Here is a 22,272-nt window from a genome sequence, read left to right on the forward strand (position 1 = left end):
GTTCCTCTCAGTCGGTGAAGGTCGCGGTGGTCGAGGCCGCGGTGGCCGCCCATGACGCGAGCAGGCGCAGCGACTCCTCCGTCGGGGAGCCCGGCGTCGCGGTGTACACGGTCATGCCGAGCCCGGGGTCGCCGTGGAGCTCGAGCGTCTGGTAGTGCAGCTCGAGGTCCCCCACGACGGGGTGCCGGAACGTCTTCTGCCCGGCGTAGTGCCGCCGCACGTCGTGGGACGCCCACAACTCGCGGAACCGCTCGCTGCGCGTCGACAGCTCGCCGACGAGGGCCTGGAGCCGCTTGTCGTGCGGGCTGCGGCCCGCCTCGCGGCGCAGGATCGTGACGTTCGTCCAGGCCGCCCGGTCCCAGTCGGGGTAGAAGTCGTGGGACGCGGGGTCGAGGAAGATGTGGCGCGAGAAGTTCGCCGGTCCCGCGGAGCCCGCGATCATGGGCGCGTACATCGCGGACCCGAGCGCGTTGGCGGCGACGAGGTCCATGCGGTTGTTCTGGATGAACGCCGGCGCGGTGGTGATCGCGTCGAGCAGGTACTGCAGCTCCGGGCGCACCGGCGTGTCGCCGTGGCCGCGCGGCGGGCGCGCGCCGACGGGGTTGGCGGTGCGCGCGAGGTCGAGCAGGTGCTCCCGCTCGGCCGCGTCGAGGAGGAGCGCCCGCGCGACGGACTCGAGCACGGCGTCGGACACGCCCCGCAGGTTCCCGCGCTCGAGTCGCGTGTGGTAGTCGACGCTCACCCCGGCGAGACGGGCGACCTCGTCGCGGCGCAGCCCGTCGACGCGTCGACGGCCGCCGTACGTCTCGATGCCCGCCTGCTCGGGCGTCACCCGCGCTCGACGGCTCATGAGGAACTCCCGCACCTCGGAACGGTTGTCCATGGCCTCCACGTCCTTCACGGTAGTGCGGGACGACGGCGCGCGGGGCGGGCGGGCGGCACCCCCACGCCGCGCCCGCCCGGTCCGAGCGTCCCGCCGGTCAGAACGTGACGATCGTCTTGAGGGACTCGCGGCGGTCCATCGCGGCGTAGCCGTCGGCGATGTCGTCGAGCGCGACGGCCTTGTCGAAAACGCGGCCGGGGTCGATCGCGCCGCTCAGCACCTGCGGGATCGCGTCCTCAAGGTAGGCGCGGACGGGGGCAGGCCCGCCGGTGAGCGTGATGTTGCGGCCGAACAGCGAGGCGAAGCCGACAGGGGCGTCGTCGTACTGCGGGACCCCCACGCGGCTGATCACGCCTCCGGCGCGCACGACGCCGTAGGACTGCTCGTAGGCGGGCAGGTGCCCGACGGCCTCCACGACGACGTGGCTGCCCAGGCCGTCCGTGAGGTCGAGGACCCGCTGCACGCCCTCGGCGCCGCGCTCGGCGACGACGTCGGTCGCGCCCCACTCGCGCCCCAGGTCGGTCCGGGCCTCGTGACGGCCCATGAGGATGATGCGCTCGGCGCCCATCTGGCGTGCGGCGAGCACGGCGGACAGCCCGACCGCGCCGTCGCCGACGACCGCCACGGTCTGGCCCGGGGACACGCGCGCCATGTGCGCGGTGTGGTACCCCGTGAGGTACACGTCCGAGAGCGTGAGCAGTGAGGGCAGGAGCGGGCTCGACTCGTCGACGTCGGGCACGGCGACGAGGCTGCCGTCCGCGAGCGGGATGCGCGCGAGCTCGGCCTGCTGGCCGCCGACGTCGCCGGGGTTGCCGTAGAAGCCCCCGTGGGGGCACGCGGTCTGGAACCCGTCGCGGCACACGTCGCACGTGTTGTCCGACCAGGCGAACGGCGCGATCACGAGGTCGCCGGGGCGGACCGTCGTGACGGCAGACCCGGCCTCCTCGACGACGCCGAGGAGCTCGTGGCCGATCGGGACGCCCTCGTCGGTGCGACCCATCGACCGGTACGGGTGCAGGTCCGAGCTGCAGACGCACGCGCGCACCGCGCGGACGATCGCGTCGGTCGGCTCGAGGATCGTCGGGTCGGGACGGGTCTCGACGCAGACGTCGCCCGCGCCGTAGATGACGGTGGCCTTCATGGAGCTCTCCTCGCTGTGGGGTACGCGCACCATTCGACACCTGCCCCGGGGCCGCGTGGGAGTCCCGCTCCAGCAGGGTTCTGGCAGTACCTGGCTAGGCGCCCGCGGCCGTGCCCTCGCCGTCGACGTGCACCATGACGAGAGCGACGTCGTCCTGGGAGCCGAGCGGCACGAACTCCGCGAGGAGCGCGTCGAGCAGCTGGTCCGGCGCGACGTCGCCGAGCGCCTCGACGCGGCCCGGCAGCTCGTCGAGCACGTCCCGCAGGGACCGGTCCCGGCGCTCGACGAGCCCGTCGGTGTAGAGCAGGAGCGTGTCACCCGGGCCGAGTGACATCGCGTGCTCGGCGCGCGGGCCCCCGAGCCCGACGCCGAGCATCGGTGACGGGCGTGCCGTGAGCAGGTGGGCGGTCCCGTCCGCGCGACGCACGACGGGCGGCACGTGCCCGGCGCTCGCCCAGCACACCGCGCGCCTCCCTGCCGGGCCGGGGATGCCGACGCGCGCGACGGCGACGGTCGACAGCGCCTGCAGCCCGAGACCCTCCGCGGTGCGCTCGGCGGCGTCGAGCGCCTCGGCAGGACCGGCGTCCGTCGCGAACGCGACCGAGCGCAGCACCCCGCGCAGGTGCCCCATGTGAGCCGCGGCGGCGACGTCGTGCCCGGTGACGTCGCCGACCACGACCGTCGTCTCGCCGTCGGGGTGCACGAACGCGTCGTACCAGTCCCCGCCGACGTGGACCTCCGGCACCGCCGGGCGGTACCGCACGTCGATCGTCAGACCGGGGATGCGCGGGGGAGGCGTGAGCACGGAGTCCTGGAGAGCGAGCGACGCGCTGCGCTCGCGCGTGATGACGTCCGCGTACCGGTCGACGGACGACCCGAGCAGCAGAGCCTGGTCGACGACCGAGAGCGCGGTGGCGTCGGCGGGGCCGGTGGTGCGCCCCACGTCCGGGATAGCGACCCCGCCGGCCAGCACGACCGACGTCACGTCCTCCGCGCGGTGCACGACGGCCGTGACCCGGCCCGCGGCGTCGAGCACCGGGAGGTTCGTCGTGAGCCACCAGCGTTCGACCCACCCGCCGGCAGTCCCGCGCAGGTCGTACCGGTGGGGGCCGATCATCTCGATCTGCCCCGTGCGCGCGACCCGCTCGAGCGACAGCACGACCCGGTCGACGGCGCCCTGGTCCGGTCCCTGGGCCGGGAAGACGTCGAGGTAGTGGCGCCCGACGACGGCGCTCGCGGGCGCGTCGATCGTCCGCAGGAGCGACTCGTTCGCGTCGAGGATCGTGAGGTCCGGCGCGAGGACCGCCTTGGGGGCCGTGAGGACCGAGAAGACGGCGTGGTAGTCGACGGGGCCGGCGGTCCCGTCCGGCTCCGGCGGCGTGCGGACGGCACCCCCCTGGTTTCCTGCCACACTCCGAGAATGACCCAATCCCGGGGGCTCGCAGGTCGAGCGAAGGTCCCGAAGTCTCCCGACGGACGGCCGGAGGTGCCGGCGCGGCCGCGCTAGCCGACGGCGGTGACCGGCGACGCGAGCGGCGTGCCCGACCCGTCGCGGCGCTGGTCGACCGGCGGCAGGTCGACCGACTGCCCGCCGGACCCCGTGGCCCGTGCCGGGCCCTGCCCGACCCACGCGAGGATGAGCGCGTCCTCGCCCTTGAGGAACCGGTGCGCGCGGACGCCGCCGGTCCCGCGGCCCTTGCCGGGGTAGAGCTCGTAGGGCGTCACCTTGCCGGCGCCGGTCTGCGTCCCGGGGAGCGCGTCGGACGACCCCGCGACGGTGACGACGACGCCGAGGTCGCGCACGTCGGCCGGGACGACGCCGAAGAACGCGACCCGCTGGCCGTCGGCGAGCCGGATGCCGGCCATGCCGCCCGCCGGGCGGCCCTGGGGCCGGACCGCGGACGCGTCGAAGTGCAGCAGGGACGCGTCGCTGGAGACGAACACGAGCTCGTCGGCGTCCGTCGCGGGCGCCGCGCCCACGACGGTGTCGCCGTCCTTGAGCCCGATGACCTCCCACTCGTCGCGGTTGCCCGGGACGTCGCCCGGGGTGACGCGCTTGACGACGCCCTGCGCGGTGCCGAGCGCGAGCGGGGGAGCGTCGGGGTCGAGCGACGCGATGGTCACCGCGTCCTCGCCCGGCTCGAGCGCGACGACCTCGCTGAGCGGGACGCCGCCGGACAGGCTCGGCGCGTTGTCCGTCGGCGGGAGGGCGGGCAGGTCGAGCACCGAGACGCGCAGCATGCGGCCCCGGCTCGTGACGAGGCCGACCTCGCCGCGCGCGGTCGTGCGGACGGCGGCGCGCAGCACGTCGTGCGCGGCGCGCGGCCCCGAGCGCGCGGGCTCCGTCTCGTCGCTCGTGCGGGCGAGCAGCCCGGTCGCGGAGAACAGCGCCCAGCACGTGGTGTCGGCGACCTCGAGCGGGACGGCCGCGGTCGTCGTCGGTGCGGCGCCCGCGGACTCCAGCAGGATCGTGCGGCGCGGGGTGCCGTACGTCTTGGCGACGTCCGCCATCTCGCCCGACACCACGGCGCGCAGCCGTGCGTCGCTGCCGAGGATCTCCTGGAGCTCCTCGATCTCGCGGCGCAGCGTCTCCTGCTCCTTCTCGAGCTCGATGCGCGAGAACTTGGTGAGGCGGCGCAGCTGGAGCTCGAGGATGTACTCCGCCTGCGGCTCCGACAGGTCGAACACCGTCTGCAGGCGGCCGCGGGCGGTCGCCGTGTCGTCGGACGACCGGATCACCTGGATGACCTCGTCGATGTCGACGATCGCGACGAGCAGGCCGTCCACGAGGTGCAGCCGCTCGGAGCGCTTGCGCAGCCGGTACGCGGAACGACGGCGCACCACGTCGATGCGGTGGTCGACCCACACCGACAGCATCTCCCGCAGGCCGAGCGTGCGCGGCTGGCCGTCGACGAGCGCGACGTTGTTCATGCCGAACGAGTCCTCGAGCGGCGTGAACTTGTAGAGCTGCTCGAGCACCGCCTCGGGGTTGAAGCCCGTCTTCACCTCGACGACGATGCGCAGCCCGTGCTCGCGGTCCGTGAGGTCGGTCGCGGCCGTGATCCCCTGGATCTTCTTCGTCTTGACGCCCTCGGCGATCTTCTCGATCACCTTCTCCGGCCCGACGAGGTAGGGCAGCTCGGTGATGACGATGCCCTTGCGGCGCGGCGTGAGGCTCTCGACGCGTGCGGTCGCGCGCGTGCGGAACGTCCCGCGGCCCGTGCGGTAGGCGTCCCGGACGCCGTCGAGGCCGACGATCTTGCCGCCCGTCGGCAGGTCCGGGCCGGGCACGAACCGCATGAGCGCCTCGAGGTCGGCGTCCGGGTGCGCGACGAGGTGGCGTGCCGCGGCGACGACCTCGACGAGGTTGTGCGGCGCCATGTTGGTCGCCATGCCGACCGCGATGCCCGACGCGCCGTTGACCAGCAGGTTGGGGATCGCGGCGGGCAGGACCTCGGGCTGCTGGAGCTTGTTGTCGTAGTTCGGCACGAAGTCGACGACGTCCTCGTCGAGCCCCGCCGTCATCGCGAGCGACGGCGGCGCGAGACGGGCCTCGGTGTACCGGGAGGCCGCGGGGCCGTCGTCGAGCGTTCCGAAGTTGCCGTGCCCGTCGACCAGCGGCAGCCGGAGCGAGAAGTCCTGGGAGAGGCGCACCAGTGCGTCGTAGATCGCGGCGTCGCCGTGCGGGTGCAGCTTGCCCATGACCTCGCCGACGACGCGCGCCGACTTCACGTGGGCGCGGTCGGGGCGCAGCCCCATGTCGGCCATCATGTAGAGGATGCGGCGCTGGACGGGCTTGAGGCCGTCCCGCGCGTCGGGCAGGGCGCGCGAGTAGATGACGGAGTAGGCGTACTCGAGGAACGACGTCTCCATCTCCGCCTGGACGTCGACGTCGACGATCTTCTCGTTCACCTCGGCCGGGTCGATCGAGGGGGTCGAGGACTTGCGCGCCATGGGCCTGCGGGCTCCTGCCGTTCGGTGCGCCGCGGTGGCGCGGGGTCTGTGCCGTCGTGGCCGGTGCTGGGCCGGCCGGGGTGCTGCGGTTGCGTGCCGCACGCGAGGGTACGCCACGCGTCCGACACGCCGTGCCACGGCGCCTGCCGTGGCACGTGCCGGGACTGCCTGCCGGGACCATTGTCCTCCCGGCGCGGGCCGGGGTGGCGCAGGCGCACCGCGCGCGCGACCGCATAGCCTGGGGTCGTGGACGACGGCGCGCCGGGGCGGGACCCGGACCGGTACCCGGTGGAGTGGGAGGCCGACGTCGTGCTGCGCGACGGGACCACCACGCACGTGCGGCCCATCCGCCCCGAGGACGCCGACGCGCTCCAGCGCTTTCACGTCGGCCAGTCCGAGCGCTCCACCTACCTGCGGTTCTTCGCGCCCATGGAACGGCTGTCCGAGCGCGACCTCGAGCGCTTCACGCGCGTCGACCACGTGGACCGCGTCGCGCTCGTCGCGGTGCGCCCGCGCGACGGCGCCCCCGGGGACGGCGGCGAGGACATCATCGGGGTCGCACGATTCGACCGCACCGGCCCCGCCGAGGCGGAGGTCGCCTTCAACATCGCCGACTCCGCGCAGGGCCGGGGCCTGGGCTCCGTGCTGCTGGAGCACGTCGCCGCGGCGGCGCGCGAGCGCGGCGTGCGCCGCTTCACGGCCGAGGTGCTGCCCCAGAACGGCAAGATGCTCGCGGTGTTCCGCGAGGCGGGGTACGACGTGCGCCAGCAGATGGACGACGGCTTCGTCCAGGTCAGCGTCGACCTCGACCCCACGGAGCGGTCCCGGGCCGTCATGGCCGACCGCGAGCACCGCGCGGAGGCCCGGAGCATGCAGGGGCTGCTGGGCGCCACGAGCGTCGTGCTCGTCGGCCCCGACGCCCCGGCCGACGCGCGCGCGGAGCACGACGGCGAGGCCCTCGACCGCCTGCTCGCGCAGCGCGCGCTCGCCGCGCTCGAGCGCAGCGACGTGACGGTCCACGTCGTGGGGGCCGCGCGCGGCCCGGGGGAGGAGCGGTGGTCCGCGACCCTCGCCGACGTGCCCGGTCCCGTCGACCTCGCCGTCGTCGCGCTGCCCCCGCCCGCGGCGATCGACGCCGTCCGCCGGCTCGCGCGTCTCGAGGTGCGCGGCGTCGTCGTGCTGTCGGCCGGCTTCGCCGAGACGGGTCCGGACGGGCTCGCGCTGCAGCGCGAGCTCCTGCGCGTCGCGCACACGGCGGGCCTGCGCGTCGTCGGGCCTGCGAGCTACGGGCTGCTGCGCACGGGCGACGCGCCCGACCGCCCGGCGCTCGCCGCGACCCTCGCCCACGACCTGCCGGCCCCCGGCGTGGTGGGCCTGTTCAGCCAGTCCGCGCCCATGGCCGTGACGCTCCTCGCGACGACGGCGCGGCGCGGCCTGGGCGTGTCGTCGTTCCTGTCCGCCGGGCACCGCGCGGACGTCTCGGGCAACGACCTCATGCAGTACTGGCAGGACGACGCCGCGACGCAGGTCGTGTGCCTCTACCTCGAGTCCATCGGCAACCCGCGCAAGTTCTCGCGCATCGCGCGCCGCCTCGCGTCGGTCAAGCCCGTGGTCGTGGTGACGGCGGGGCGCTCGGGGCACGTCGTGCCGCCGGGGCACGCGGTCCGCTCGACGCGCGCGCCGCGGCGGACGCTCGAGGAGATGCTGCGGCAGTCCGGCGTCATCCGGGCCGAGAACACGCACCACATGATCGACATCGCCCAGCTGCTCGCGCACCAGCCGCTCCCGGCCGGGCGCCGCGTCGGCATCCTCGCGAGCTCCGCGTCGCTCGCCGCGCTCGTCGCCGAGGCGTCGTCCTCGGCGGGCCTCGTCGTCGCGCGCTCGGACTTCCTGCCCGAGGACGCGTCCGCCGACGAGCTCGCCGCCACGGTCGGCGCGCTCTACGCGCCCGACGCGTGCGACGTCGTCGTCGTGGTGCAGGTCCCGGTCGTCGGGCCCCGGCGCGCGGACGTCTCGCGCGCCGTCGCGGACGCGGCCGCCCGCACGGGCCGCACGACCGTGGCGAGCATGCTCGGCCTGCACGGCCTCACCGACGAGCTCTCGGCCCCGGCCCCGGGGGCGCAGAGCGGGGCGGCCCCCGTGCGCGTCCCCGCCTACTCGACGCCGGAGGACGCCGTCGCCGCGCTCGGCGCGGTCGTGCGCTACGCGCGCTGGCGCGAGGCCGACCACGGCACGCCCGTGCGCCCGGCCGGCGTCGACCCGGTGCGGGCGCGCGCGCTCGTCGAGGAGGCGCTCGCCGGTCAGGACGCCGTCGACCTCGACCCGACGACGACGGCGGAGCTGCTCGCGTGCTACGGCGTGCGGGTCTGGCCCGCGCGCCGGGTGCGGACCGCCGACGAGGCGGTCGAGGCGGCGCGCGAGGTCGGCTGGCCCGTGGTGCTCAAGAGCACCGCGGCAGGCCTGCGGCACCGGGCCGACCTCGGCGGCGTGCGGCTGGACATCGCGGACGAGACCGAGCTGCGCACGGACTTCGCGCAGATGCGCGAGGCGCTCGCGGCCGTGCTGCCGGGCGCCGCGGACGAGCCGTTCGAGGTCCAGGCGATGGCCGACGCCGGGGTCGCGTGCGTGGTCCGCTCGACCGAGGACCAGCTCTTCGGGCCCGTCGTCTCGTTCGGGCTCGCGGGCGACGCCGTCGACCTCCTCGGCGACGTCGCGTACGGCGTGCCGCCCCTGACCGACGTCGACGTCGCGGCGATGGTCCGCTCGGTGCGGGCCGCGCCGCGCCTGTTCGGCTACATGGGCACGCACGTGGTGGCCACCGCCGCGCTCGAGGACGTCCTGGCGCGCGTGTCCGTGCTCGCGGACGACCTGCCCGAGGTCCGCAGCCTCGAGCTGTACCCCGTCGTCGTCTCGGAGCACGGGGCCGCGGTCCTCAGCGCGCGCGTCACGCTCGCCGACGCCCAGCGGGCCGACGCGCTCCGGCGGGCCCTGCCGGGCTGACGGGCCGACCGCGACCCGCCCGGGCCCCCGACGGCGGGTGGCCCCGGCCCGGCGCCGGATGGGACAATGCGCGGGTGCCCTCTGCTACCTCCAACGCCTGGACCGACCTGACGACCCAGCTCCACCGCGCCGGCTACTACCCGGAGCTCGTCGCGGACGTCCTCGACCTCGCGGTCGCGGGGGAGGAGATCGTCTCGCACCTCGTGCTCCCGGAGACGACGTTCGACGCGACCGAGGTGCGCCGCCACCTCACGGTGCTCGTCCTCACGCCCACGCGGCTCGTCACGGCGCACGTCGACGACCACCCGGCGGACAGCGAGAACCCGTCGGCCTCGGCCGCCGCCACGACCGAGGCGGTGCCCCTGTCCGAGGTGCGGTCCGTCTCGCTCACCCACGTCGTGGCGGAGCCGCACGAGCACCGTGCGGGCGCCGCGCCGCTCGAGGTCACGCTCGCGCTCGGCTGGGGCGCGGTCTCGCGCGTCGACCTCGAGCCCGCCGGCTGCCCCGACCCCGCGTGCGACGCCGACCACGGGCTCACCGGCCAGATCACGCCCGACGACGTCGTCGTCCGCGTGAGCGCCGAGGCGGAGGGCCGCGACGCCGTCCGGGCCGCGGTGGACTTCGCGCGGGCCCTGTCGCGCTCGACCACCCGGCACAGCGCCCGGTGAGCGAGGCACCCGCGGGAGCGCCGGCCCCGGTCTTCGACCCGGCGCTCCCTCCGGGCCTGCTCGTGCCGGAGTACGGGACGCGCGGCCTCGCGGCCGTCCTGCCCGCCGCCGCGGGCGCGCTCGGCGTCGGCCTGACGACCGCCACGGGGCTCGCGAGCGAGACGGCGCGCGGCGCGCTCGACCTGCCGCGCTCCGAGCGCGTGTGCGTCGTGCTGGTCGACGGCCTCGGCCACGTCAACCTCGCCGAGCGCGCGGGGCACGCCCCGTTCCTGCGCTCGCTCCTGCCCGACGCGCGGCCCCTCACCTCGACGTTCCCCAGCACGACCGCCGCCGCGATCGGCGCGTTCGGCACGGGCACCGCGCCGGGCCGCACGGGCATGCTCGGGTACACGCAGCGCAACCCGGTGACGCGCGGCCTCGCCAACATGGTGTCGTGGGAGGGCGCGCCCGCGCCCGCCGAGCTCCAGCGCGAGGAGCCGGTGCTCGCGCGCCTGGCCGGGGCGGGCGTCGCGGTGACGTCCACCGGCCCCGCCCGGTTCGCCGGGTCGGGCATGACGGTCGCCGCGCTGCGGGGCGGCACGTACGCGGCCGCCGAGCCGCTGGCGGGGCGCGTCGACGCGGCCGTCCGCGCGCTGTCCCGGCCCGGTCTCGTCTACCTCTACTGGGGCGAGGTGGACAAGGCGGGCCACCACCACGGCAGCGCGTCGTGGCAGTGGGGCGACGAGCTCGAGGCGCTCGACCGCGAGCTCGCGCGCCTCGTGCGGTCGGTCCCGCGCGGCACGCTCGTGCTCGTCACCGCGGACCACGGCATGGTCGACGTCGACCCGGCGCTGCGCCGCGACGTCGCGACCGACCCCGCGCTCGCCCGTGGCGTCGAGCTCGTCGGCGGCGAGCCGCGCGCCGTCCACGTGTACACCGAGCCCGGCCAGACGGCGGCCGTCGCCGCGCGCTGGCGCGACGTCCTCGGCGACGACGCGCTCGTGCTGGAGCGGCACGAGGTGCTGGCCCGCGGCTTCCTCGGGCCCGACCCCCGGCCCGAGGCCGTCGCTTCCGCCGGCGACGTGATGGTCGCGCTGCGGGGGCGGGCGACCGTCGTCGACTCGCGCACCCAGACGCCCGCGTCGCTCACGCTCGTGGGCGTGCACGGCTCGCTCACCGAGCGCGAGATGCGCGTGCCGCTGCTCGTCGCGGCCACCTGACCCGACCGCGTCCCGTCGCGCCGGAGCCACCCGGCGCGGACGCACCGACCGACCTCGCGGAGGACCGCCGATGGCAGAGCTCGTCTTCTTCTCCGGGACCATGGACTGCGGCAAGTCCACCCTGGCGCTCCAGCTCGACCACAACCACGCCGCGCGCGGCCGGCGCGGGCTGATCTTCTCGCGCGACGACCGCGCCGGGTCCGACCGGCTCTCCTCGCGCCTCGGGCTCGAGGTCGTCGCGCGCGAGGTCCACGACGACACCGACTTCTGGTCGCTCGTCACCGCCGAGCCGGTGCCCGTGGACTACCTCGTGTGCGACGAGGCGCAGTTCTACTCCCCGGCGCAGGTCGAGCAGCTCGCGCGCCTCGTCGACGAGACGGAGATCGACGTCTTCGCGTTCGGCATCACGGCCGACTTCCGCACGCGCCTGTTCCCGGGCTCCGCACGCCTCATCGAGCTCGCGGACCGGGTCGAGGTCCTCCAGGTCGAGTCGCTGTGCTGGTGCGGGCGGCGCGCCACCCACAACGCGCGCACGGTGGACGGGCGCATGGTCGTCGAGGGCGACCAGGTCGTCGTCGGGGACGTCCGGGCCGGCTCGGGGGAGATCGGCTACGAGGTGCTCTGCCGGCGCCACCACATGCGACGCATGACGACGGCGGTCGCGCGCCGGCACGCGACGGAGGACGGCCTGCCGCTCGACCTGCCGCGCTGACGCGCCGCGCGCGTCACTCGGGGCGGGCCCCGAACACGATCTCGTCCCAGCTCGGGACCTTCGCGCGCGACCGGTTCTTGCCCTTGCGGGCCTCGCGCGCGGCCGAGGGCCGCACCGTGCTCGAGGCGCCGTCGGCGTCGGACGCCGACGGGGCGTCGTCGTCCGCGCCCGCCTCCCCCGACGGCGCGGTCTGCGGGCGCCCGGGCTCGTCGGGGCCGTCCTCGGACGCGTCGGCGAGGACCGGACCCTGCGGGGGCCGGATGGTCGGCAGGTGCACCACGGTCGCGCCCGCGGGCAGGCCGCCGGAGAACCCGCCCTCGTCCTCGTCCTGCTCACGGTTGCCCGGGGCGAGCGGACCGAAGCCCTCGAACGGCTCCTGCCCGACGGCGTCGCCCGCGGGCGCCGGGTCCTTGGCGCCCGCGGGCGCCGGGTCCTTGCGCGGGCGCACGCCGCGCCGCTGGCTCAGGTCGTCGAGCAGCTCGGCCGTCCCGTCGTCGGCGGGCGGTGCGGCCCGCAGGCCGCGGGCGCCGCGCGCGGTCGCGTCCACGTCGAACACCGCCACGGCCCCCGGCGCCGGGTCGCGCGGGGCGTCCGTCCCGGAGAGCCAGCGGGCCTCGTCGTCGAGCGCCTGCAGCGCGCGCGTCGCCGGCTCGTAGGTCCAGCGCGCCGTCCGCTCGCCGGTGCCGGCCTCGAACGTCGCCGTCACGACCCACGGGGAGCCGTGCGCGCGCGCCGCGGTCCACGCGACCGCCGCGGCGTCGACGTCGCGCGCGGCGAGCCGCTGCGCGACGAGCTCGCCCACCGTCGGGGAGTCCTCGTCGTGCCCCGGGCGCAGCCCGCGCACGCGCTCGACGACGTACTCCTGCTCGGCGACGACCGGGCCGGCGAACCGGCGCACGTGCTCGACCCCGAGCCCCGCGGCCTCGGCGACCGCCTCCACGGAGTCCCCGGCCCGCAGCCGGGCCTGAATCTCGCGCGGGGCGAGGTTGCGCTCGCCCTCCGCGCGCAGGTGCTCCAGGTGCGGGCGGTCGCGCCGTACGGCCGCGCGCAGCGCCTCGGTGATGGGCAGCACGAACTGCGCGCCACCCGTCGCGCGCAGGACGAGGTGCTCCCCGTCCTCGTGCAGTCTCACCAGCTCCAGCTCGTCCATGGACCCTCCCGTGTCGCCGCGCCCGGTGGCGCTCGCGGTGCCGCTCGTGTGCCGCTCGTGTGCCGCTCGTGGTGCCGCCCCGGTCGTCCGGCGCCCGGCCGCGTGCCGGACCGCCGTGCGCCGTGGACCGCGACGCCCGCGCCACCGCTCCCTCGAGGGTGCCATCGTCCCATCCCCGAGCGGCGCAGCACGCGCGGTGTGCCGCCCATTCGCACCGGCCCGGCCCGGCCCCGGCCCGGCCCCGGCCCCAGCGGGCCGTGGCTGGGATGATGCGGGGGTGATCCTCGACCTCGTGCCCGGCGACGCCCTCGAGCTCGGCGGCGTGTTCTTCGCGGCGCTGTCCGGCGGGCTCGCCGCGGTGCGCAAGCGGTTCGACCTCGTCGGCGTCCTCGTGCTCGCGTGGGCCGCGGGACTGGGCGGCGGGCTCCTGCGCGACGTCCTCATCGGGGCCATCCCGCCCGTCGGCATCTCCGACTGGCGGCTCGTGGCCGTCGCCGCCCTCGCGGGCGTCGTCACGTTCTTCTGGCACCCGCGGCTCGAGCGGCTGCGGCGCAGCATCATCGTGCTCGACGCCGGCGCCCTCGCGCTCTTCGTGCTGTCCGGGACCATGAAGGCCCTGGAGTACGGCGTCGGCCCGCTCGCCGCGGTCTTCGCGGGCGTGCTCACGGGCGTGGGGGGCGGCATCCTGCGCGACCTGCTGACCAACGAGGTGCCGCTGCTGTTCCAGGACAAGCAGCTCTACGCCATCCCGGCGCTCGCGGGGGCCGCGCTCACCGCGGCGCTCGCCGAGGCGGACCTGCTCGGGCCGTTCTCGCAGGCGGCGGTCCTCGCGCTCGTGTTCGGCTTCCGTCTCGTCTCGCTGCGCCTCGGCTGGTCCGCGCCCGGCCCGTGGGAGGGTCGCCGGGCAGGCCGCGGGTCGGGCAGGATGTGAGCCGTGCGCCTCTTCATCGACGACCCCCGGCAGCCCGACGACGTCACCGTGGCCGACCTGCGCGACCTGGCCGAGCGCCTCGCGCGCGAGGCCGGCGAGCTGGTTCGCTCCGGCCGTCCCGACCGGGTCGAGGTGGCCGCGACGAAGTCGACCGCGACCGACGTCGTGACGCGGATGGACGCCGACTCCGAGGCGCTGCTGCGCCGCGGCATCGCCGCCGCCCGCCCCGACGACGCGATCCTCGGCGAGGAGGAGGGCGCCTCGGCCGGGACGTCGGGCGTCACCTGGGTCATCGACCCGGTCGACGGCACGGTGAACTACCTCTACGGCGTCGCGTCGTACGCGGTATCGGTCGCCGCGGTGGTCGGCCCGCCCGACCCGCTGGAGTGGACGGTGCTCGCCGGGGCGGTGCACTCCGTCGTCGACGACCGCACGTGGACGGCGGGGCTGGGAGCGGGGGCGACCCTCGACGGCCGTCCCGTGCACGTCAACGCCGAGACCGACCTCGGCCAGTGCCTCGTGGGCACGGGCTTCGGGTACGACGCCGACCGTCGCCGCGCGCAGGCCCGCGTGCTGCTCGACGTGCTGCCGCAGGTGCGCGACATCCGCCGCCTCGGCTCGGCCGCGATCGACCTGTGCCTCGTCGCCACGGGCGAGCTCGACCTCTACTACGAGCGTGGTCTCAACCCGTGGGACATGGCCGCGGGAGCGCTCGTCGCGCACGAGGCCGGGGCGCTCGTGACGGGCCTGCGGGGTCGCGCCGCGGACCGCGAGATGACGGTCGCGGGACCGCCCGAGGCGGTCGCCCGGCTCGTCCGGATCCTCGAGGACGCGGGAGCGGACTCCGACTCCTGACGGGGTGCCGTGCACCCGTGACCAACGACACCCGGGCGGGTGCCCGGCCACAGGGTGCATCACTCAGGGAAATGGTGCAGAATCCGGGGGCCCACCGGGAACAATTCCGGTGCGCCGCGCATTGATGAGCGTGCAGTGCCACGAACCCCCTCGGGGCACGACACGTCAGGGGGTGCCCCCGCACCCCGCACCCGTGCCGCCCGGCACGACCGGCCGTCGCCGGTGGTCCGGACGCGCACAGTCGCGATCGACGATATTCCGGAGAGTGACCCCACAGATGGCAACAGACTACGACGCCCCCCGCAAGAGTGAAGAGGAGCTCAGCGAGGACTCGCTCCAGGAGCTCCAGGCTCGTCGCTCCGACAAGAGCTCGGGCGTCGTTGACGAGGACGAGACCGAGGCGGCCGAAGGCTTCGAGCTGCCCGGTGCCGACCTGTCCGGCGAGGAGCTCTCCGTCCGGGTCCTTCCCCGTCAGGCGGACGAGTTCACGTGCGCGAGCTGTTTCCTCGTGCACCACCGCAGCCAGCTCGCCTACGAGAAGAACGGCCAGCAGATCTGCTCGGAGTGCGCTGCCTGACCCTCCGCGCACCACGGCCGACGGCCGCCGCCCCCTCCCCGGGGTGGCGGCCGTCGTCGTCCGCGGGGCCTGTAGACCGAGCGGGGCGCGGACGCGCGGTCCAGCGGTCCAGCCGCGCCGCGTGCGAGCGCCCCCGCTCAGGCGGCGTGCGCGGCGCGGACCGCGTCCGCCAGGCGCTGCGGGTGCCGGGTCGAGACGAGCCAGTACGGCGTCGGGTCCTGCGGGTCCTCGAGCACGACGTGGACCCCGGTGCGCGCCCACGCGCGCAGGCACACGTAGGCGCGGGCGTCGAGGCGGGGGCCGAGCTGGACGCGCATCGCGTCGGCGTCGAGCGTCGTCACCTGGCCGAGCAGCGACGCCGGGACGTGGGCCCGCCCCGCGCGCAGCTCGCCGTCGGCGACCTCGACGACGGGCGACGTCCACCACAGCGCGACGACGCCCGCGACGGCGGCCAGGCCGCCGACCCCGAGGGCGACGGCGTGGCTCGCCGGCCACAGGGCGATCCCGAGGACGAGCGCGAAGCCGAGCGCCGCGGCCCAGCCGCCGACGCCCGGGACGAGGCGCTCGCGGTAGGAGGCCGTGCCCGCGGTGCCGGGCGTCCCGGCGGCTCCGCGGGTCGAGGACGGGGTGCTGCGGTCGGCGGCGTCGGTCATGGGTCCATCATCCCAGCCCCGCGCACCGCGGCCGACGTGCTCGCAGCGCGCCGCGCGCACTAGGCTCTGCGGGTGCCGAACCACCAGCAGCCCTCGACCGGCGACGTCGACGTCCTCATCACGCTCCTCGACGACGTCCCCCTGCCCGCCTACGCCCACCCGGGCGACGCGGGTGCGGACCTCGTGACGACCGTCGACGTCGAGCTGGCGCCGGGGGAGCGCGCCGTGGTCCCGACGGGCGTGTCGATCGCGCTGCCCGACGGCTACGCGGCGTTCGTGCACCCGCGCTCGGGTCTCGCGGCGAAGCACGGCCTCACGGTCGTCAACGCGCCGGGGACCGTGGACGCCGGGTACCGCGGCGAGATCAAGGTGACGCTGCTCAACACCGACGCGCGCGAGCCCGTCGTCCTGCGGCGCGGCGACCGGGTCGCGCAGCTCGTCGTCCAGAAGGTCGAGCGGGCGCGGTTCGTGCAGGCCGAGCGCCTGCCCGGCTCGCACCGCGGCGAGGGCGGGTTCGGGTCGAGCGGCGGCTGGACGCCCGCACCCTGACCGGCGCACCCGGGCCGCCGCTGCGCGGGCTAGTGTGGAATCAGTGCGGGGCGAGCGCCCCGTGAGGAGACCCGGCCGAGTGCCGGGCAGGTGAAGGAGTTCGTCCGTGGGTCTGTTCCGTCGCTCCAGGTCGTCCGAGCCGGCCGAGTCGCCCGAGCCGTCGGGCACGACGTCCGAGCAGGTCGGCGACGGCGCGCCCGCCCCGGAGGCGGCCGCCGAGGCCCCCGCGCGCGGCCCGTACGACTCCGCCCAGGTGCCCGAGCGCGGCCCGCGCCTCGACCTCGGCGCGGTGTGGCTCCCCGGCGTGCCGGGCATGGAGCTGCGCATGGAGGTCGACAAGAAGACCCAGCGCATCACGGGCGTGGCGTGCGCGGTCGGCGGCTCCGGGCTCCAGGTGCAGGCGTTCGCCGCGCCGCGCACCGAGGGCATCTGGGACGAGATCCGCGGCGAGATCGCGGCGTCCGTCACCAAGCAGGGCGGCACGGTCGACGACCTGCCGGGCCCGTTCGGGCGCGAGCTGCTCGCGCGCATCCCCGCGCAGACGCCGGACGGCCGCCCGGGCGTGCGGCCCGCGCGCTTCGTGGGCGTCGACGGCCCCCGCTGGTTCCTGCGCGGCGTGCTCACCGGCAAGGCCGCGGTCGACCCGGCCGAGGCGCGTCTGCTCGAGACCGTGTTCGCGAACATCGTCGTCGTGCGTGACCAGAACCCGCGCCCGCCGCGCGACCTGCTCACCCTGCACCTGCCGGGCAAGGGCCCGGAGGCCGCCCCGGCGTCGACCCCGGCCGGTGCCCCCGAGACGCCGTCGTTCGACCCGCTGACCCGTGGGCCGGAGATCACGGAGATCCGCTGACATGGTCCCCACCCTGCGTGACGCCTGGCGCACCGCGCTCGCCTCCCAGGAGGAGCTCGCGGCCGACGAGGAGCGCACCGAGGCGGCCCGGCAGAAGGGCTGCCGTGCCGTGGCAGAGCTGCCGAACCGCCGCCGCGCGAAGATCTCCGGCGTCCTGCGGTCCGTCGTGCTCCGCCCGCGCGAGGGCGTGCCGACCGTCGAGGTCGAGCTCTTCGACGGGTCCGGCGTCGTCGACCTCGTCTGGCTCGGGCGCCGCCGGATCGCAGGCATCGAGCCCGGGCGCCGCGCGCTCGTCGAGGGGCTCGTGTGCGACGTCGACGGCCGCCGCACCATCTTCAACCCGCGCTACGAGCTGCTGGCCAAGCCGGGGGAGTGAGCCCGGCGGCCGTCGTGGACGGCCGTGCCGTACGATCCTGCGCACCCGACCCGGCCGCACCGGCCCTCCCGCCGGCGCCGCCCACCCGAGCCCCGAGGACGCCACGACATGACGAGCAGCAGCGACGCGACCGGCGGCCCCGTGGGCGGGCGCCCCGACCCGGGCCGCGCGCCCGAGCCCGTCGCGCACGACGCCGAGGTGGTCGAGACGGTCGTCGACGACGTCGCGGCGCCCGAGGACGGCCGCGCCCGCGGCGTGCGCGCGCTCGCGGGCGAGGACTTCTCGGTGGCCGACGCGATCGGCGGCGTGCGCGGGCTCGTGGAGTCCGTCGCGCCCGGGCTCGTGTTCGTCGTCGTCTACGTCGCCACGACCAACCTGCGCTGGGCGCTCGTCACGTCCGTCGCGGCGGCCCTCGTGGCCGTCGCCGCGCGCCTCGTCCAGCGCACGCCCGTGACGCAGGCGTTCGGTGGCCTTCTGGGCGTCGGCATCGGCGTCCTGTGGGCGTGGCGCTCGGGGGAGGCGCAGGACTACTTCGCGTGGGGCCTGTGGACCAACGCCGCGTACCTCGTCGCGCTCCTGGTGTCCGTGGTGGTCCGCTGGCCGCTCGTCGGGCTCGTCGTGGAGGGCTTCCGCAGCGGCTTCGGCGTGGGGACGGCGTCCGGCGGCACGACGGCGGACGCGACCGACGGCGAGCCCCGCGAGGGCGCGGACGTTCCCGCGCCGCAGCCCGCCGAGCCGGCCGCCGGGAGCGCGGGAGAGCCCGGCGCGTTCGCCCGCTGGGCGCGGGCGTGGCGGTCGGACCGCGCGCTCGTGCGCCGCTACACCGCCGCGACGTGGCTGTGGATCGGGCTCTTCGGGGCGCGCCTCGCCGTCCAGGTGCCGCTGTACCTCGACGGCGACGTCGGCTGGCTCGGCACCGCGCGCCTCGTCATGGGGATCCCGTTGTGGGCCCTCGTGCTGTGGCTCACGTGGATCCTGGTGCGCCGCCCCGCGACCGCCGGACCGCGGCGCACGGCGTAGCCGCCCGTCGCGCGGGCCGCGCCGTCGCGCGGGCCGCGCCGTCAGAGCAGGTCGCCGCCGAGCTCGGGAGCCTCGACGGGCGCGTCCGGCGCCGTCGGGCCGTCCTCGCCCTCGCCGGCGAGCAGCCGCGCGAGCGCGCCCTCGTCCGCCTCGTTTCCCGTGACGAGCAAGAGCTCGTCCCCGACCTCGAGCGTGTCGTCCGCGCTCGGCGCGATGGGGCGCGTGCCGCGCACGATCGCCGCGAGCACGGTGTCCGCCGGCCAGCGCACCTCGCCCACGCGGCGACCGAGGAGCGGCGACGACGGCGGCAGCGTCACCTCGAGGATGTCCGCGCCGGACTGGTGGAACGTGAAGATGCGCACGAGGTCGCCCACGGCGACGGCCTCCTCGACCATCGCCGTCATGATGCGCGGCGTGGACACGGCGACGTCGACGCCCCACGACTCGTCGAACATCCACTCGTTCTTCGGGTTGTTGACGCGCGCGACCGTGCGCGGCACGCCGAACTCGGTCTTGGCGAGGAGCGACACGACCAGGTTCACCTTGTCGTCGCCCGTCGCGGCGACGATGACGTCGCACTCGTCGACCTTCGCCTCGGCGAGCGACGACAGCTCGCACGCGTCGGCGAGCAGCCAGTCGGCGTCCGCGACCTGCGCGACGCGCATCGCCGCGGGCTGCTTGTCGACGAGCATGACCTCGTGGTCGTGGCTGAGGAGCTCGCGGGCGATCGAGCGGCCGACGGAGCCCGCCCCGGCGATGACGACGCGCATCACTCGGCCTCGACCTTCGGTGCGTGGGTGAGCTTGCGTTCGACGACGGCGGCCCGCTCGTCGTCCATGAGCACGTGCAGCACGTCGTTCTCCTGCAGGACGGTGCGGTCGGTGACGAGGACGCCGTCGCCGAAGCGGCTGACGAACGCGACGCGCGCCTCGGTCGCGTCCTCGATGGCGCGCACGGTGCGGCCGATCCAGCCGGGGTGGAAGTCGACCTGGGCGAGCCGCACGCGCCCGGACGGGTCGCGGTACTCGTCGGTCGCGCCGAACGGGAGCATGCGGCGCAGCACCTGGTCGGAGGTCCAGCGCACGGTCGCCACGGTCGGGATGCCGAGCCGCTGGTAGATCTCGGCGCGCTGCGGGTCGTAGATGCGCGCGACGACCTTCTCGACGCCGAACGTCTCGCGGACGACGCGCGCGGACAGGATGTTCGAGTTGTCGCCGTCGGAGACGGCGGCGAACGCGTACGCGTCCTCGATCCCGGCCTGCACGAGCGTGTCGCGGTCGAAGCCGACGCCGGTCACCTTCTTGCCCGTGAACTCCGCGGGCAGGCGCCGGAACGCGTCGGGGTTCTGGTCGACGACGGCGACCGAGTGGCCGCTCGACTCGAGGGACTGGGCGAGCGTCGCACCGACGCGCCCGCAGCCCATGATCACGAAGTGCACGCACCGAACGCTACCGCCCGCCGGGCCCGCGGGCGCGCACCAGCGCGACCGGGCGCCGTCGGGCATAGCATGTGGCCTCGTGTCGGAGATCGCTGATGCCGCGAAGCGGCTGCTGCTCGGACGGCCTGTCCGTTCCGAGCACCTGGGGCACACGCTGCTCCCCAAGCGCGTCGCGCTGCCCGTGTTCGCGTCCGACGCGCTCTCGTCCGTCGCGTACGCCCCGGACGAGATCCTCCTGACGCTCGCGCTCGCGGGCCTCAGCGCGACGATGATCTCGCCGTGGGTCGGCCTCGCGGTCGTGGTCGTGCTGCTCACGGTCGTCGCGTCGTACCGCCAGAACGTGCGGGCGTACCCGTCGGGCGGTGGCGACTACGAGGTCGCGACGGTCAACCTCGGCCCGACGGCGGGCGTCGGCGTCGCCTCGGCCCTCATGGTCGACTACGTGCTCACGGTCGCGGTGTCGATCTCCTCGGGCGCGCAGTACGCCGCGAGCGCGATCCCCGCGCTGCGCGACCACGAGGCGGCGTTCGCGATCGGCCTCGTCGTGCTGCTCACGCTCGTCAACCTGCGCGGGGTGAAGGAGTCGGGCACCTTCTTCGCGATCCCCGTCTACCTCTTCATGCTCGCGATCGGCACGACGGCGGTCGTCGGCTTCTTCCAGTACGTCACCGGCACCCTCGGCCCGGCGGAGAGCGCGGAGTTCGAGCTCACGGCGGAGAGCGGGTTCGACCAGGGGCTCATGGGCATCGCGGGCGCGTTCCTCGTGGCGCGCGCGTTCGCGTCCGGGTGCGCCGCCCTCACGGGCGTCGAGGCCATCAGCAACGGCGTGCCCGCGTTCCGCAAGCCCAAGTCGCGCAACGCGGCCACGACGCTCGCCCTGCTGGGCGGCATCTCGGCGGCGATGATGCTCTCCATCCTCTTCCTCGCCCGGGCGACGGGCGTGCACTACGCGGAGGACCCGCACGCGCAGCTCTCGCTGAACGGCGAGCCGCTCCCGGTCGACTACGTGCAGCACCCGGTGATCGGGCAGCTCGCGGAGACGGTGTTCAGCGGCGCGCCGATCCTGTTCTACGTCGTGTCGGCCGTGACGGGGCTCATCCTCGTGCTCGCGGCGAACACCGCGTTCAACGGGTTCCCGGTGCTCGGCTCGATCCTCGCCAAGGACGGCTACCTCCCGCGCCAGCTCCACACGCGCGGCGACCGTCTCGCGTTCTCGAACGGGATCATCACGCTCGCGGTCGCGGCGATCGTGCTCATCTGGGCCTTCGACGCCGAGGTGACGCGCCTGATCCAGCTCTACATCGTGGGCGTGTTCGTGTCCTTCACGCTGTCCCAGCTGGGCATGGTGCGGCACTGGACGCGCGCGCTGCGCACCGAGCACCAGCCGCGCGAGCGGTCCCGCATGCGCCGCTCGCGCGTCGTGAACACCGTGGGCCTCGGCATGACGGGCACGGTGCTCGTGATCGTGCTCCTCACCAAGTTCACGCACGGCGCGTGGATCGCGATCCTCGCGATGGCGATCGTCTTCGTGCTCATGAAGTCGATCCGCAAGCACTACGACACGGTGCGCGACGAGCTCGCGCTCGGCGACGACGCCGCGGCCGCCCGCGCGCTGCCGAGCCGCGTGCACGCGATCGTGCTCGTCTCGAAGATCCACCGCCCGACGATGCGGGCGCTCGCGTACGCGCGGGCGTCGCGGCCGTCGGTGCTCGAGGCCGTCACCGTCGGCGTCGACGCCGAGGACGTCGAGGACCTCATGCGGCAGTGGGAGGCCCTCGACCTCCCGGTGCCGCTGCGCGTGCTGGACTCGCCGTTCCGCGAGATCACGCGCCCCGTGCTGTCGTACGTGCGGTCGGTCCGCCGCGAGTCCCCGCGCGACCTCGTGGTCGTCTACATCCCGGAGTACGTCGTCGGGCACTGGTGGGAGCAGCTGTTGCACAACCAGAGCGCGCTGCGCCTCAAGGGCCGGCTCCTCTTCACGCCGGGCGTCGTGGTGGCGTCGGTGCCGTGGCAGCTCTCGTCGACGGAGGGGCAGACCGGGCTCGAGGGCGAGGGCTTCCGCCAGCGCTTCACGGGGTACTGATCGCGCCGGCGCGACTCCCGGAGGAGGCCCGGTCCCGACGTCGGGGCCGGGCCTTCGCGCGTCCGCGGCGGGGGGCCGGCGGCAGCCCGGGGGAGAGTGCGGGGGGAGCGCGCGGGAGAGTCCGGGATACTGGGGGGCATGCCGTCCTCCTCGCGTGGTCCTGTCGTGCCCTCCGACCGACCGTCCGACCCCGGCGCGGGTCGTCCCGAGCGCGCGCCCCGCCGGTCCGGCCG

20 protein-coding genes are annotated in these 22,272 nt (G+C 75.6%); 12 read left to right on the top strand and 8 right to left on the bottom strand.

Annotation, left to right across the window (positions count from 1 at the left end):
• Positions 1-7 precede the first annotated feature (7 nt).
• The 4 genes from HKK73_RS08655 to HKK73_RS08670 all read right to left on the bottom strand — a co-directional run bounded on the left by HKK73_RS08655 (position 8) and on the right by HKK73_RS08670 (position 5,978).
• Positions 8-883, bottom strand: coding sequence for a helix-turn-helix transcriptional regulator (locus HKK73_RS08655; RefSeq protein ID WP_085388044.1), 876 nt, complete (start codon positions 881-883; stop codon positions 8-10).
• A gap of 97 nt (positions 884-980) precedes the next feature.
• Positions 981-2,024, bottom strand: coding sequence for a zinc-binding dehydrogenase (locus HKK73_RS08660; protein WP_171467816.1), 1,044 nt, complete (start codon positions 2,022-2,024; stop codon positions 981-983).
• 94 nt (positions 2,025-2,118) lie between these two features.
• Complete coding sequence (locus HKK73_RS08665; protein ID WP_171467817.1) at positions 2,119-3,435, bottom strand: PP2C family protein-serine/threonine phosphatase; 1,317 nt, start codon at positions 3,433-3,435, stop codon at positions 2,119-2,121.
• Between the two features lie 92 nt (positions 3,436-3,527).
• Positions 3,528-5,978 (bottom strand): DNA topoisomerase (ATP-hydrolyzing) subunit A, encoded by a 2,451-nt coding sequence (locus HKK73_RS08670; protein ID WP_171467818.1) that lies wholly within the window; start codon positions 5,976-5,978, stop codon positions 3,528-3,530.
• A gap of 246 nt (positions 5,979-6,224) precedes the next feature.
• On the opposite strand from HKK73_RS08670, the gene HKK73_RS08675 reads away from it, so the two are divergent.
• The 4 genes from HKK73_RS08675 to HKK73_RS08690 all read left to right on the top strand — a co-directional run bounded on the left by HKK73_RS08675 (position 6,225) and on the right by HKK73_RS08690 (position 11,557).
• Positions 6,225-8,978, top strand: coding sequence for a GNAT family N-acetyltransferase (locus tag HKK73_RS08675; protein ID WP_171467819.1), 2,754 nt, complete (start codon positions 6,225-6,227; stop codon positions 8,976-8,978).
• 74 nt (positions 8,979-9,052) lie between these two features.
• Positions 9,053-9,646 (top strand): DUF5998 family protein, encoded by a 594-nt coding sequence (locus HKK73_RS08680; RefSeq protein WP_043652060.1) that lies wholly within the window; start codon positions 9,053-9,055, stop codon positions 9,644-9,646.
• The gene (locus HKK73_RS08685) at positions 9,643-10,845 is read left to right on the top strand and encodes an alkaline phosphatase family protein (protein WP_171467820.1); all 1,203 of its coding nucleotides are present in this window, start codon (positions 9,643-9,645) and stop codon (positions 10,843-10,845) included. The genes HKK73_RS08680 and HKK73_RS08685 overlap by 4 nt, the downstream gene beginning before the upstream one ends.
• 70 nt (positions 10,846-10,915) lie before the next feature.
• A complete protein-coding gene (locus HKK73_RS08690; protein WP_021482148.1) occupies positions 10,916-11,557 on the top strand; it encodes a thymidine kinase in 642 nt (213 codons plus the stop codon).
• Between the two features lie 13 nt (positions 11,558-11,570).
• On the opposite strand, the gene sepH is transcribed toward HKK73_RS08690, so the two are convergent.
• Positions 11,571-12,707 (bottom strand): septation protein SepH, encoded by a 1,137-nt coding sequence (sepH, locus tag HKK73_RS08695; RefSeq protein ID WP_171467821.1) that lies wholly within the window; start codon positions 12,705-12,707, stop codon positions 11,571-11,573.
• Between the two features lie 277 nt (positions 12,708-12,984).
• On the opposite strand from sepH, the gene HKK73_RS08700 reads away from it, so the two are divergent.
• From HKK73_RS08700 to HKK73_RS08710, 3 genes are all read left to right on the top strand, one after another.
• Positions 12,985-13,638, top strand: coding sequence for a trimeric intracellular cation channel family protein (locus HKK73_RS08700; protein ID WP_085388037.1), 654 nt, complete (start codon positions 12,985-12,987; stop codon positions 13,636-13,638).
• Positions 13,639-13,641: 3 nt separating this feature from the next.
• On the top strand, positions 13,642-14,493 hold the full coding sequence (locus tag HKK73_RS08705) for an inositol monophosphatase family protein (protein ID WP_232422900.1): 852 nt from the start codon (positions 13,642-13,644) through the stop codon (positions 14,491-14,493).
• Positions 14,494-14,770: 277 nt separating this feature from the next.
• Positions 14,771-15,070, top strand: a complete 300-nt coding sequence (locus HKK73_RS08710) for a DUF4193 domain-containing protein (protein ID WP_021483601.1) — start codon at positions 14,771-14,773, stop codon at positions 15,068-15,070.
• A 137-nt stretch (positions 15,071-15,207) separates the two neighbouring features.
• Here HKK73_RS08710 and HKK73_RS08715 read toward each other — a convergent pair whose 3' ends face one another.
• Positions 15,208-15,723 carry a DUF3093 domain-containing protein gene (locus HKK73_RS08715; protein WP_034652389.1) on the bottom strand — a complete coding sequence of 172 codons (516 nt, stop codon included), beginning with the start codon at positions 15,721-15,723 and terminating at the stop codon, positions 15,208-15,210.
• Positions 15,724-15,795: 72 nt separating this feature from the next.
• Here HKK73_RS08715 and dut point away from each other — a divergent pair, with 72 nt between their 5' ends.
• From dut to HKK73_RS08735, 4 genes are all read left to right on the top strand, one after another.
• Complete coding sequence (gene dut, locus HKK73_RS08720) at positions 15,796-16,272, top strand: dUTP diphosphatase (protein WP_034652386.1); 477 nt, start codon at positions 15,796-15,798, stop codon at positions 16,270-16,272.
• Between the two features lie 106 nt (positions 16,273-16,378).
• Positions 16,379-17,122, top strand: a complete 744-nt coding sequence (locus HKK73_RS08725; protein WP_171467823.1) for a DUF3710 domain-containing protein — start codon at positions 16,379-16,381, stop codon at positions 17,120-17,122.
• Between the two features lies 1 nt (position 17,123).
• A complete protein-coding gene (locus tag HKK73_RS08730) occupies positions 17,124-17,498 on the top strand; it encodes an OB-fold nucleic acid binding domain-containing protein (RefSeq protein ID WP_034652381.1) in 375 nt (124 codons plus the stop codon).
• A 108-nt stretch (positions 17,499-17,606) separates the two neighbouring features.
• Positions 17,607-18,518, top strand: a complete 912-nt coding sequence (locus tag HKK73_RS08735; RefSeq protein WP_081895825.1) for a DUF3159 domain-containing protein — start codon at positions 17,607-17,609, stop codon at positions 18,516-18,518.
• Between the two features lie 41 nt (positions 18,519-18,559).
• Here the strand turns inward: HKK73_RS08735 and HKK73_RS08740 are convergent, their stop codons facing one another.
• Both HKK73_RS08740 and HKK73_RS08745 read right to left on the bottom strand, forming a co-directional pair.
• The gene (locus HKK73_RS08740; RefSeq protein ID WP_051028145.1) at positions 18,560-19,288 is read right to left on the bottom strand and encodes a TrkA family potassium uptake protein; all 729 of its coding nucleotides are present in this window, start codon (positions 19,286-19,288) and stop codon (positions 18,560-18,562) included.
• Complete coding sequence (locus HKK73_RS08745; protein ID WP_031316042.1) at positions 19,288-19,941, bottom strand: TrkA family potassium uptake protein; 654 nt, start codon at positions 19,939-19,941, stop codon at positions 19,288-19,290. The genes HKK73_RS08740 and HKK73_RS08745 overlap by 1 nt, the downstream gene beginning before the upstream one ends.
• A 94-nt stretch (positions 19,942-20,035) precedes the next feature.
• Here HKK73_RS08745 and HKK73_RS08750 point away from each other — a divergent pair, with 94 nt between their 5' ends.
• Entirely contained in the window at positions 20,036-22,039 is a 2,004-nt protein-coding gene (locus HKK73_RS08750) for an APC family permease (protein WP_171467824.1), read from the top strand.
• Positions 22,040-22,272 lie beyond the last annotated feature (233 nt).

The sequence above is a fragment of the Cellulosimicrobium sp. 72-3 genome, assembly GCF_013127315.1.
Lineage (GTDB): Bacteria > Actinomycetota > Actinomycetes > Actinomycetales > Cellulomonadaceae > Cellulosimicrobium > Cellulosimicrobium funkei.